The organism is Arthrobacter sp. FW306-06-A, from assembly GCF_021870055.1.
Lineage (GTDB): Bacteria > Actinomycetota > Actinomycetes > Actinomycetales > Micrococcaceae > Arthrobacter.
The window spans coordinates 1,768,156-1,780,370 of record NZ_CP084552.1; the positions used below are offsets into that span (position 1 = coordinate 1,768,156).

General features: G+C 67.2%; 10 protein-coding genes. 9 read left to right on the plus strand and 1 reads right to left on the minus strand.

The window, feature by feature from the left end; all coding sequences use genetic code 11:
- Positions 1 to 156 precede the first annotated feature (156 nt).
- Positions 157 to 1,218 (plus strand): phenylalanine--tRNA ligase subunit alpha, encoded by a 1,062-nt coding sequence (pheS, locus tag LFT49_RS08130; RefSeq protein ID WP_236801956.1) that lies wholly within the window; start codon positions 157 to 159, stop codon positions 1,216 to 1,218.
- 2 nt (positions 1,219 to 1,220) lie between these two features.
- Positions 1,221 to 3,764, plus strand: a complete 2,544-nt coding sequence (pheT, locus tag LFT49_RS08135; protein WP_237430220.1) for a phenylalanine--tRNA ligase subunit beta — start codon at positions 1,221 to 1,223, stop codon at positions 3,762 to 3,764.
- An 89-nt stretch (positions 3,765 to 3,853) separates the two neighbouring features.
- On the opposite strand, the gene LFT49_RS08140 is transcribed toward pheT, so the two are convergent.
- The gene (locus LFT49_RS08140) at positions 3,854 to 4,819 is read right to left on the minus strand and encodes a quinone oxidoreductase family protein (protein ID WP_236801958.1); all 966 of its coding nucleotides are present in this window, start codon (positions 4,817 to 4,819) and stop codon (positions 3,854 to 3,856) included.
- Between the two features lie 155 nt (positions 4,820 to 4,974).
- Here LFT49_RS08140 and argC point away from each other — a divergent pair, with 155 nt between their 5' ends.
- From argC to LFT49_RS08175, 7 genes are read left to right on the plus strand one after another with little or no spacing between them, the layout of a single operon-like run.
- Positions 4,975 to 6,006 (plus strand): N-acetyl-gamma-glutamyl-phosphate reductase, encoded by a 1,032-nt coding sequence (gene argC, locus LFT49_RS08145; protein ID WP_237430221.1) that lies wholly within the window; start codon positions 4,975 to 4,977, stop codon positions 6,004 to 6,006.
- A complete protein-coding gene (gene argJ, locus LFT49_RS08150) occupies positions 6,003 to 7,169 on the plus strand; it encodes a bifunctional glutamate N-acetyltransferase/amino-acid acetyltransferase ArgJ (RefSeq protein ID WP_236801960.1) in 1,167 nt (388 codons plus the stop codon). Before argC ends, argJ begins: the two co-directional genes overlap by 4 nt.
- A gap of 54 nt (positions 7,170 to 7,223) precedes the next feature.
- Complete coding sequence (gene argB, locus LFT49_RS08155; RefSeq protein ID WP_236801961.1) at positions 7,224 to 8,183, plus strand: acetylglutamate kinase; 960 nt, start codon at positions 7,224 to 7,226, stop codon at positions 8,181 to 8,183.
- Positions 8,180 to 9,433 carry an acetylornithine transaminase gene (locus LFT49_RS08160; RefSeq protein WP_236801962.1) on the plus strand — a complete coding sequence of 418 codons (1,254 nt, stop codon included), beginning with the start codon at positions 8,180 to 8,182 and terminating at the stop codon, positions 9,431 to 9,433. The genes argB and LFT49_RS08160 overlap by 4 nt, the downstream gene beginning before the upstream one ends.
- Positions 9,430 to 10,431 (plus strand): ornithine carbamoyltransferase, encoded by a 1,002-nt coding sequence (gene argF / locus LFT49_RS08165; protein WP_236801963.1) that lies wholly within the window; start codon positions 9,430 to 9,432, stop codon positions 10,429 to 10,431. The genes LFT49_RS08160 and argF overlap by 4 nt, the downstream gene beginning before the upstream one ends.
- Positions 10,431 to 10,961 carry an arginine repressor gene (locus tag LFT49_RS08170; RefSeq protein ID WP_236801964.1) on the plus strand — a complete coding sequence of 177 codons (531 nt, stop codon included), beginning with the start codon at positions 10,431 to 10,433 and terminating at the stop codon, positions 10,959 to 10,961. The genes argF and LFT49_RS08170 overlap by 1 nt, the downstream gene beginning before the upstream one ends.
- Before the next feature lie 46 nt (positions 10,962 to 11,007).
- The gene (locus LFT49_RS08175) at positions 11,008 to 12,213 is read left to right on the plus strand and encodes an argininosuccinate synthase (RefSeq protein ID WP_236801965.1); all 1,206 of its coding nucleotides are present in this window, start codon (positions 11,008 to 11,010) and stop codon (positions 12,211 to 12,213) included.
- Positions 12,214 to 12,215 lie beyond the last annotated feature (2 nt).

The following is a 12,215-nucleotide window of genomic DNA, read 5'->3' on the forward strand; positions in this document are numbered from 1 at the left end:
GCCGCCGGTCCTGCCGGCGAGCCCTGACCTGGTCATTGAATGCCCCTGATGTACAGCATTCATCCATGACCTGCCAGCGGCGGACGGCACCGGGCGGGAAACCGCGTGCGGCTGTCCCGCCCGCCGGCAGCCACGACTCGTAGCTAAGAACAGTAGATGACTGAAACTTTGCCGGGCGCCGCCATCCCGAACCCCACGGATGAGGCCGCCATCAACGCCGCTGTAGACCAGGCCATCACCGCCATCGCCGGTGCGGCCACCCTTGACGAGCTGAAGGCGGTGCGCCTTGCCCACAGTGGCGAGAAGTCTCCGCTCAGCCTTGCCAACCGTGAGATCGGCCGGCTGCCCAAGGACCAGAAGGCGCTCGCCGGAAAGCTGATGGGTGCCTCCCGCGGGAAGGTCAACAAGGCGCTCGCCGAGCGCGCGGAAGTGCTGGAAGCCGAAAATGACGCCCGGATCCTCGTGGAGGAGACCGTGGACGTCACCGCCGCTCCGCGCCGCCGCCGTGCCGGAGCCCGCCACCCGCTCTCCACGCTGCAGGACCGCGTGGCGGACATCTTCGTAGGCATGGGCTGGGAAATCGCCGAAGGCCCGGAGGTCGAATCCGAGTGGTTCAACTTCGACGCCCTGAACTTCAAGCCGGACCACCCCGCGCGCGAAATGCAGGACACGTTTTTCGTGGAGCCGCCCGAAGCCCACCTGCTGATGCGTACCCACACCTCCCCGGTGCAGGTACGCTCCATGCTGGAGCGCGAGGTGCCCATCTACGTGCTGTGCCCCGGCAAGGTGTTCCGTACCGATGAGCTGGACGCAACCCACACCCCGGTGTTCCACCAGTTCGAAGGCCTGGCCATCGACAAGAACCTCAGCATGGCGGACCTGCGCGGCACCCTGGAACACTTCGCCCGGCAGATGTTCGGCGACGAAGCCCAGATCCGGCTGCGCCCCAACTACTTCCCCTTCACCGAGCCTTCGGCCGAGCTGGACATCTTCCACCCGGGTGCCAAGGGCGGGCCGGCCTGGATCGAGTGGGGCGGCTGCGGCATGGTCAACCCCAACGTCCTGCGCGCCGCCGGCATCGACCCCGACGTCTATTCAGGTTTTGCCTTCGGCATGGGCATCGAGCGCACCCTCATGTTCCGCAACGAGGTGGGGGACATGCGCGACATGATCGAAGGCGATGTACGGTTCAGCGAGCACTTCGGGATGGAGATCTAACAGTGCGTATCCCACTTTCCTGGCTGCGTGAATTCGCGGCATTACCGGCCGAAGCAACGGCCGAAGACGTCATGGCAGAGCTGGTCAAGGTCGGCTTCGAGGAGGAGGCGGTCCACCGCCCCACGGATACCCTGCAGGGTCCCATCGTGGTGGGCCAGGTCCTGAGCATTGTCAAGGAACCGCAGAGCAACGGCAAGACCATTAACTGGTGCCAGGTCCGTGTGGTCCCGGAGGGGCAGGAGCAGACGCTCACCGGCAAGGGCATTGACCCCTCCGGTGTGCAGGGCATCGTGTGCGGCGCCCACAACTTCGTTGAGGGCGACAAGGTAGTGGTCACCCTTCCGGGTGCCGTGCTGCCCGGCGACTTCCACATCGCGGCCCGCAAGACCTATGGGCACCTCTCGGCCGGGATGATCGCCTCCGTCCGCGAGTTGGGTATCGGCGAGGACCACGACGGCATCCTGGTGCTGTCCCGCATCGGGCTGGACCCCGAAGTGGGTACCGACGCCATGGAGCTGCTGGGCCTCTACGACCAGGCCGCGGAAATCAACGTCACCCCGGACCGCGGCTACGCCTTCTCCATCCGCGGTGTGGCCCGTGAATATGCGCACGCCACCGGAACCGCCTTCACGGATCCCGCATCCAGGGTGCAGGCTCCGGCGGAGCTTTCCGGCGGCTACGGCATCAAGCTCAATGACGATGCCCCCATCTACGGCAAGCCCGGCTGCGACCGTTTCGTGGCACGCACGGTTCGTGGCGTGGACGCCACGAAGCCCACCCCGCAGTGGATGGTGTCCCGGCTCCGGCTGGCAGGCATCCGCTCCATCTCGTTGCCTGTGGACATATCCAACTACGTGATGCTGGAACTGGGCCAGCCCACGCACTGCTACGACCTGGACAAGCTGTCCGGGGACATCGTGGTGCGCCGGGCCGCGGCGGGCGAGAAGATCACCACGCTGGACGGCAAGGAGCGCACCCTTGACGCCGAGGACCTGCTCATCACCGACGACTCCGGTGCCATCGGCATCGCCGGCGTCATGGGCGGCGCGGCAACCGAGGTGGGGGACTCGACGTCCAACATCCTCGTAGAGTCCGCGCACTTCGACGAGGTCTCCATCGGGCGCTCGCGCCGCCGGCACAAGCTGCCGTCCGAGGCATCCAAGCGCTTCGAACGCGGCGTGGACTGGCAGGTGGCCGGCGTAGCGGCGCAGCGCGTGGTGGACCTCCTGGTGGAACTGGCCGGTGGCACGGCGGACGAAGCCGGCACCGACGTCGGCACTGCTCCGGAAACCATCACGATCGATCTGCCCGCAGGCTTCGCTGCCGCACGCATCGGCATCGACTTCACCGAGGAACAGATCGTCACGTCCCTTGAAGACCTGGGCGCCGTGGTGGTAAAGCACGACGGCGGCTGGACCGTTACGCCGCCCAGCTGGCGCAGCGACTTGGAGACCAAGGAAGACCTCACCGAGGAGATCGCCCGGCTGGTGGGTTACGACAAGATCCCCGCCACGCTTCCGGTTGCCCCTCCCGGCCGCGGCCTCACCAGGGTCCAGCAGCAGCGCCGGCGCCTGATCCAGGCCTTGGCGGATTTCGGCCTCACCGAGGTCCTGGCGTACCCGTTCGTGTCCAAGACCGCCAACGACACCTTTGGGGTGGCGGAGCAGGGCGCGGAGCGGACCGCCGTCAAGCTCGCCAACCCCATCAGCGAGGAGCACGGCTACCTGCGCACGTCCATCCTGCCCGGACTGATCGAGGTGGCCAAGCGGAACCATTCGCGCGGCTTCCGGGACCTGGCCCTCTTCGAATCGGGCCTGGTGTTCCTCCCCGGCGAACGCGTGGGCACAGCCTCCATCCCGCCGCTGGGAGTCAAGCCCTCCGATGAGGTGCTGGACGACCTGTTCGACGGCGTCCCGGACCAGCCGTTCCACGTGGCTGCTGTCCTCACCGGCCACGATTCCCCGGCCGCCGCGTCACACACACCCCGCGTATGGGACTGGGCCGATGCGCTGGACGTTGCCCGCCTTGCCGGCGACGTCCTCGGCGTGGACCTGGTGGTCAGCCAAGGCAGCCACCAGGCATTCCATCCCGGCCGCACCGCCAGGCTTGCACTGCGGACGGGTGAGACCGTGGGGTACGCCGGCGAACTGCACCCCAAGCTGCTGGCAGCCTCGGACATGCCCGCCCGTTCGGTTGCCGTTGAGATCAACGCCGACGCGCTGTTCGAGGCCGCACCCGACGTGATTGTGGCGCGCCACATCTCGACGTTCCCGGTGGCCACCCAGGACGTGGCGCTCGTGGTCCCGGCCGACGTGCCGGCGGACGCGGTTCTCGCCGCACTCCGCGAAGGTGCCGGTGAGCTGCTGGAAGACGTGGCGCTGTTCGACATCTACGCAGGGAAGGGTATCGAGGAAGGCAAGAAATCGCTGGCCTTCGGGCTCCGTTTCCGGGCCGCCGATCGCACGCTGACCGCAGACGAAGCCTCGGCAGCCCGCGAAAGCGCAGTTGCACTTGCGGCCGAGCGCTTCGGAGCCGTCCAGCGCTAGCGGCACCCCCTCGAAAACGGAAGTCCCCGCAACCCTGATGGGTTGCGGGGACTTTCCAATGTTCGGCCAGTGTGGCCCCTGACCATGTGTCAGGGCACCAGGAGGACCTTCCCGGTGGTCTTCCGGCCCTCGAGGTCGCGGTGCGCCTGCCCGGCCTGGCTCAAGGGGTAGCGGGCGCCGATCCGGACCTTCAGGCTGCCGTCCGCGGCGGCGGCAAAAATCTCGTCAGAGCGCCAGCGCCGCTCCGCTGCATCCCGCAGGTAGTGGCCCATGGTGGGGCGCGTCAGGAAAAGGGAACCCCCGGCGTTGAGGCGTTGCGGGTCAAAGGGCGGAACCGGGCCCGAGGCGGCACCGAACAGCACCAGCATTCCGCGGACCCGCAAAGACGCCAAGGAACCGTCGAAGGTGTCCTTGCCCACGCCGTCGTACACCACGTCCACGCCGGTCCCGCTGGTGATGTCCCTGACCCGCTCCGCAAATCCGTCGTAACGCAGCACGTGGTCCGCGCCGGCGTCGCGCGCCAACTGTTCCTTTTCGTCGGTGGAGACAGTGGTCAGGACTTCCGCCCCTCGTGCCTTCAGCATCTGGATCAGCAGCAGCCCTACGCCGCCGGCCCCCGCATGCAGCAGCACCTTGTGGCCCGGCTCCACCTTGAACGTCGAATTCATGAGGTAGTGGGCAGTGACGCCCTGCAGGGGCAGTGCTGCGGCAGTGAAGATGTCCAGTCCTTTGGGGACCGGAAGGGCTGCGTCCTCATCCACAAGTGCGTAGTCCGCATAGCACTCAATGCCTTCCGCTGTGGCCACCCGGTCACCCACGGCAAAGCCGGTAACACCTTCGCCCACCGCTTCGACCGTGCCGGCTGCCTCCGACCCGGGCGTAAAGGGGTAGGGCACTTTGTAGGTGCCGCTGCGCTTATAGGTATCGATGAAGTTGACGCCGGCCGCCCCGACCTTGAAGAGCAACTGTCCGGGACCTGGGACGGGCGGCTCCACTTCCATGTAGTCGAGGACTTCCGGTCCGCCTGCTTCCCGTGCGACGATTGCGTGCGTCATGGCTCTCCTTTCGCGGGGCCCGGCGTCTCCGGCCCCGGCTGCCGAAACCATCCTAGGGACAGGGAACGCCTGCCCGACAACTGCTGTCCTCATCACAGGAAAGCGTATGCATAATTATCGATACCAGTGCATAACTATTGCTGTATAGTCGGAGCATGACTATTTCTGTTGCGGTTTCGGGAGCCAGCGGCTATGCCGGGGGAGAGGTCCTGCGCCTCCTGGCCGGACATCCCGGGGTAACCATCGGCGCCATCACGGCCCACAGCAACGCAGGTTCCCGCCTGGGTGAGCTGCAGCCGCACCTGCATGGACTTGCCAGCCGCCTCCTTGAGGACACCACGGTGGAGAACCTCTCCGGCCATGATGTCGTCTTCCTTGCGCTGCCGCACGGGGCCTCTGCTGAGATCGCGGCCCGGCTGCCGAAGGGGACGGTGGTGATCGACGCCGGCGCAGACCATCGCCTCGAGGATCCGGCCGCCTGGGAAAAGTTCTACGGCTCCGCCCACGCCGGAACCTGGCCCTACGGGCTTCCCGAGCTGCCCGGCCAGCGCGAAGCCCTCAAGGGCGCCACCCGCATCGCCGTTCCCGGATGCTACCCAACCTCAGCCCTCCTGGCGCTGGCTCCCGGGTTCGCTGGCCACGTGCTGGAGCCCAACGACGTCGTCATTGTTTCCGCGTCCGGCACCTCGGGTGCGGGCAAGGCCGCCAAGGTCAACTTGATCGGTTCCGAGGTCATGGGCTCGATGAGCCCCTATGGAGTGGGCGGCGGACACCGGCACACCCCGGAAATCGAGCAGGGCCTGTCCAACGCGGCGGGGGAAAAGGTTACGGTCTCCTTCACGCCCACGCTGGCTCCGATGAGCCGCGGCATCCTCACCACCGCCACCGCAAAGGTCAAGGCCGGCACCACGGCGGCGCAACTGCGCCTGGCCTGGGCCGAGGCATATGAAGACGAGCCCTTCGTCCACCTGTTGCCGGAAGGCCAGTGGCCGACAACCAAGTCGGTCCAGGGCTCCAACCATGCAGCCATGCAGCTGGCCTTCGATGCCCACACGGGACGGGTCATTGTCACCTGCGTGATCGACAATCTCACCAAGGGCACGGCTGGCGGCGCCGTACAGTCCATGAACATCGCACTCGGCCTGCCTGAAACCGCCGGCCTCAACCTGCAGGGAGTAGCCCCGTGACCATCACCACACCCCAGGGATTCCGGGCAGCCGGCGTTACCGCCGGACTCAAGGCGTCGGGCAACCCGGACCTCGCCCTGGTCGTCAACGACGGACCCTCCAAGGCCGCCGCCGCCGTCTTCACCAGCAACCGCGTCGCAGCAGCGCCCGTGCACTGGTCCCGCCAGGTGGTCTCCGACGGCCGCGTGGACGCCGTCATCCTCAACTCCGGCGGAGCCAATGCCTGCACCGGACCCACCGGCTTCCAGAACACCCACAGCACAGCGGAAAAAGTAGCCGAGGTGCTGGGCATCTCCGCCACGGACGTTTTCGTCTGCTCCACCGGCCTGATCGGCGAGCAGCTGCCCATGGACAAGATCCTGCCGGGGGTGGAGGCTGCCGCCGCGGCCCTCAGCACTGATGGCGGAGCGGATGCCGGCACCGCAATCATGACCACTGACAGCGTGCCCAAGTCGGCCCTCTTCATCGGCACCGACGCGGACGGCCAGGAATTCAGCATCGGGGGAATCGCCAAGGGCGCCGGCATGCTGGCCCCCGGCCTGGCCACCATGCTGGTGGTCCTCACCACCGATGCCATGGTGCAGCCGGAAATGCTCGACGTCGTCCTCCGCGACGCCACGCGTGTCACCTTCGACCGCGCCGACTCGGACGGCTGCATGTCCACCAACGACACGGTTGTCCTGCTTGCCTCCGGCGCTTCCGGAGCCGTCCCGTCCGCCGAGGACTTCGGTGCAGGGCTCACGCAGGTATGCGCGGAGCTGGCCCGGAAGCTGATCGCCGACGCGGAAGGAGCCAGCCACGACATCGCCATCCGCACATTCAACGCCGCCAGCGAAGCCGACGCCGAGACCGTCAGCCGCTCCGTGGCCCGCTCCAACCTGTTCAAGACCGCCATCTTCGGCAAGGACCCCAACTGGGGCCGCGTGCTCTCGGCTGTCGGCACCACGGACGCCGCCTTCGAGCCGGACAAGCTCAACGTCGCCATGAATGGGGTCCAGATCTGCCGCAACGGCAGCATCGGCGATGACCGTAGCCTGGTGGACCTGGAGCCCCGCGAGGTCCTGGTGGAGATTGACCTGCAGGCAGGCGATGCCGAGGCAACCATCTGGACCAACGACCTCACCCACGACTACGTCCACGAAAACAGCGCCTACTCCAGCTAGGAGCACCGCCCGGGCAAAACCCGCCAAGCCCAAACCGCTGTGGAAAGTGACACCATGAACACCCAGACGCGTGAAAACACCACCATGTCCGCCGCGCAGGACAAGGCTGAAACCCTGATCGAGGCCCTGCCCTGGATCCAGCGCTTCGCCGGCAGCATCATGGTGGTCAAATACGGCGGCAACGCCATGGTCAACGATGAACTCCGCCGCGCCTTTGCCGAGGACATCGTCTTCCTCCACCATGTGGGCATCCACCCCGTGGTGGTCCACGGCGGCGGCCCCCAGATCAACTCGATGCTGGGCCGGCTGGGCATCGAATCTGAGTTCAAGGGCGGCCTGCGCGTCACCACCCCCGAGGCCATGGAGGTGGTCCGCATGGTCCTCACTGGCCAGGTGGGCCGTGAACTCGTGGGGCTCATCAACTCCCACGGGCCCTACGCCGTCGGCATGTCCGGCGAAGACGGCGGCCTGCTCCGCGCCGTCCGCACCGGCACCGTGGTGGACGGCGAAGAGGTGGACCTTGGCCTGGTGGGCGAGGTGGTGGGCGTCGACCCCGCCGGCATCGTGGACATCCTCGACGCCGGCCGCATCCCCGTGATCTCCACGGTGGCCCCGGAAATTGTCGACGCCGGGGAGGGCATCGTGGGGCCCGTCCGGTTCCAGCCCACCGGGCAGGTCCTGAACGTCAACGCGGATACGGCTGCGGCCGCCGTCGCCTCCGCCCTGGGCGCCTCCAAGCTGGTGATCCTGACCGACGTTGAAGGCCTCTATGCCAACTGGCCGGATAAGTCCTCCCTGATCTCGTCCCTTACGGCTTCCGAGCTGCGGGAGATGCTGCCGGGCCTCCAGTCGGGCATGATCCCCAAGATGGCAGCCTGCTTGAAGGCCGTCGACGAGGGCGTGGAAAGGGCACACATCGTGGACGGGCGCCTGGCCCACTCCATGCTTCTTGAAACATTTACGACGGCGGGCATCGGCACCCAGGTAGTCCCGGACGAGGAGATCAACGGATGAACACGATGGAAAAATCCACAGTGACCGAGTTAGTGGAAACCACGGGCCACGCCGGCTCCGAGTGGCTGTCCCGCTACTCCTCTTCGCTCATGAACGTGTTCGGCACGCCCCAGCGCGTCCTGGTCCGCGGCGCCGGCTGCCTGGTGTGGGACGCGGACGGCAAGGAGTACCTGGACCTGCTGGGCGGCATCGCCGTCAACGCGCTGGGCCACGCCCACCCCTTCGTGACATCGGTCATCGCCAGCCAACTGGCCACCTTGGGCCACGTCTCCAACTTCTTCACCAGCCCCACCCAGGTGGCACTGGCCGAGAAGCTCCTGGAACTCGCCCACGCTCCTGCCGGCTCCAAGGTTTTCTTCAGCAACTCCGGCACCGAGGCAAACGAGGCCGCCTTCAAGCTGGCCCGCCGCAACACCGGAACGGACGGAACCAAGCGCACCAGGATCATCGCGCTCGAGGGTGCCTTCCACGGCCGGACCATGGGTGCGCTGGCACTCACCGCCAAGGAAGCCTACCGCGCACCCTTCGAGCCGCTTCCCGGCGGCGTGGTGCACATTCCGTTCGGCGATATCGCCGCGCTGGAGGCGGCGGTGGACGAAACCGTGGCTGCCGTCTTCCTGGAGCCCATCCAGGGCGAGGCCGGCGTCCGGCCGCTTCCCGCGGGCTACCTCAAGGCCGCGCGGGAAGCCACCAGCAACGCCGGCGCCCTGCTGATCCTGGACGAGGTCCAGACCGGCATCGGCCGCACAGGCAAATGGCTCGCCAGCGAGGATGCCGGGATCGTCCCCGACGCCATCACCCTGGCCAAGGGCCTGGGCGGCGGGTTCCCCATCGGTGCCCTCATCACCTTCGGTGAGGCGACGTCGTCGTTGTTGTCCGCCGGCCAGCACGGCACCACCTTTGGCGGCAACCCGGTGGCGACCGCTGCCGCCCTTGCCACCCTGCACGCCCTCGAAAGCCAGAACGTGCTCGCCAACGCAACGGCGGTGGGGGAACACCTGCGTTCCGCGCTGGCTGCCATCCCCGGCGTCACCGAGGTTCGCGGCGAAGGGCTCCTCATAGGGTTCGACCTCGACGCCGACGTGGCACCGGCAGTCGTGCAGGCCGCCCTTGACGCCGGATTCATCGTCAACAGCCCCGGCCCGCGCACCATCCGCCTGGCACCGCCGCTGATCCTTACCACGGCGCAGGCCGACACCTTCCTCGCCGCTTTCCCGGCAATCCTCCAAGCAGCTAAGGACGCCCAGTGACCACCGCAACCCGGCACTTCCTCAAGGACACCGACCTCTCCCCGGCCGAGCAGGCCGAAGTCCTGGAGCTCGCTGCCCGAATGAAGGCAGCCCCCTACAGCGTCCAGCCGTACGCCGCCGAAGGCAGCGGCCGCAAAACCGTGGCCGTAATCTTCGACAAGACTTCCACCCGGACCCGCGTCTCGTTCGCCACCGGCGTTGCCGACATGGGCGGAAACGCCCTGATCATCAACCCCGGCGAGGCGCAGATCGGGCACAAGGAATCCGTGGAGGACACCGCCAAGGTGCTCGAACGCATGGTCTCCACCATCGTGTGGCGCACCGGCGCCCACGCCGGCCTGGTGGCCATGGCGGAGAACTCCAGGGTGCCCGTCATCAACGCCCTCTGCGACGACTACCACCCCTGCCAGCTCCTGGCGGACCTGCTGGCCGTCAAGGAACACAAGGGCCAGCTCAAGGGACTGACCATGAGCTACCTGGGCGACGCCGCCAACAACATGGCCAACTCCTACCTTCTGGCCGGCGTCACGGCCGGGATGCACGTCCGCATCGCCGGACCGGAGGGCTACCTCCCGGCCGCGGACATCGTTGCGGCTGCCGAGGACCGCGCGGCCGAAACCGGTGGTTCCGTGCTGATCACCAGCGACGCAAAGGAAGCTTTGCAGGGGGCCGACGTTGTAGCCACCGATACCTGGGTTTCCATGGGGCAGGAGGCCGAAAAGGAAGCCCGGATGCAGCTGTTCCGGGACTACTCCGTGGACTCTGACGCCATGGCGCTGGCTGCGGATGACGCCGTCGTGCTTCACTGCCTTCCCGCCTACCGCGGCTACGAAATTTCCGCCGACGTCATCGACGGCCCGCAGTCCATCGTGTGGGACGAAGCGGAAAACAGGCTGCACGCGCAGAAGGCGCTGATGGCCTGGCTGATGCACCGCTCGGGCCTGGCGTTCGTCGACGGACTGGCCCCGGTCGAAGGCACCGGAGAGAGCACGTTCTAGTGTCCGCCCAGCCGTCCACCCCCGGCACCAGCCCGGCCACCAAGACCGCCCGGCAGGCGCGCATCACCGCCATCCTCACCGGGCAGTCCGTGCGTTCCCAGGCGGAGCTCGCGGCGTTGCTGGCGGACGACGGCGTCCAGGTCACCCAGGCCACGCTGTCCCGCGACCTCGTCGAGCTGGGCGCTGTCCGGGTGCGCGGCAAGGAAGGCGTGCTGGTGTACGCGGTGCCTGGCGAAGGCGGTGAGCGTGGCGCCAAGAGCGGTGTGACCCAGGAAATCCTGGACGCCCGGCTGGCCCGGCTGTGCAGCGAGCTGCTGGTCACCGCGGAGGCGTCCGGCAACATCGCAGTCCTCCGGACTCCCCCCGGTGCCGCGAACTTCCTGGCCTTGGCCATCGACCACTCGGTGATGCCGTCCATCCTGGGCACTATCGCCGGTGATGACACCGTACTGCTGGTCTCCCGCGACCCGTTGGGCGGCCAGGACCTCGCCGCCCGCTTCCTGCAAATGGCTGAGGAAGCCGGGCAATAAGCTTGAAGACAAAGAATCAACCAACCCCCAACAAGGAGCATTTAAAGTGACTGAACGCATTGTGCTGGCCTACTCCGGCGGCCTGGACACGTCCGTCGCCATCGGCTGGATCGGTGAAGCCACCGGTGCCGAGGTCATCGCCGTGGCGGTCGACGTCGGACAGGGCGGCGAATCGCTGGAAACCATCCGTCAGCGCGCCCTGGGCTGCGGCGCCGTCGAAGCCTACGTGGCCGACGCCTCCGACGAGTTCGCCAACGAATACTGCGTGCCCACCCTGAAGGCCAACGCCCTCTACCAAGGCCACTACCCGCTGGTCTCCGCCATCTCCCGCCCGGTCATCGTCAAGCACCTGGTCAAGGCTGCCCGCGAATTCGGCGCCACCACCGTGGCCCACGGCTGCACCGGCAAGGGCAACGACCAGGTCCGCTTCGAAGTGGGCATCCAGACCCTGGGCCCGGACCTGAAGTGTATCGCTCCGGTCCGCGACCTCGCCCTGACCCGCGACAAGGCCATCGCCTTCGCCGAGGAAAAGGGACTGCCCATCGAGACCACCAAGAAGAACCCGTACTCCATCGACCAGAACGTCTGGGGACGCGCCGTGGAAACCGGCTACCTCGAGGACATCTGGAACGCCCCCACCAAGGACATCTACGACTACACCGCCACCCCGGAGTTCCCGCCGGCACCGGATGAGGTCATCATCTCCTTCGAAGCCGGCGTTCCTGTCGCGATCGACGGCGTCAAGGTCACCCCGCTCCAGGCCATCAAGGAACTCAACCGCCGCGCCGGCGCCCAGGGCGTGGGCCGCATCGACGTCGTCGAGGACCGCCTGGTGGGCATCAAGTCCCGCGAAATCTACGAAGCCCCCGGCGCCATGGCGCTGATCACCGCGCACAAGCACCTCGAGGACATCACTGTTGAACGCGAGCAGGCCCGCTTCAAGGCCACCGTTGGCCAGCGCTGGGCCGAGCTGGTCTACGACGGCCAGTGGTTCTCGCCGCTCAAGCGCTCCCTGGACGCCTTTATCGAGGACACCCAGAAGTACGTCTCCGGCGACATCCGCATGACCCTGCACGGCGGCCAGGCGATCGTCAACGGACGCCGCTCCGACACCTCGCTGTACGACTTCTCGCTGGCCACCTACGACACCGGTGACACCTTCGACCAGTCCCAGGCCAAGGGCTTCATCGAACTGTGGGGCATGTCCGCCAAGGTTGCCGCCCGCCGCGACATCCGCGTCGCAGGGAAGTAGCC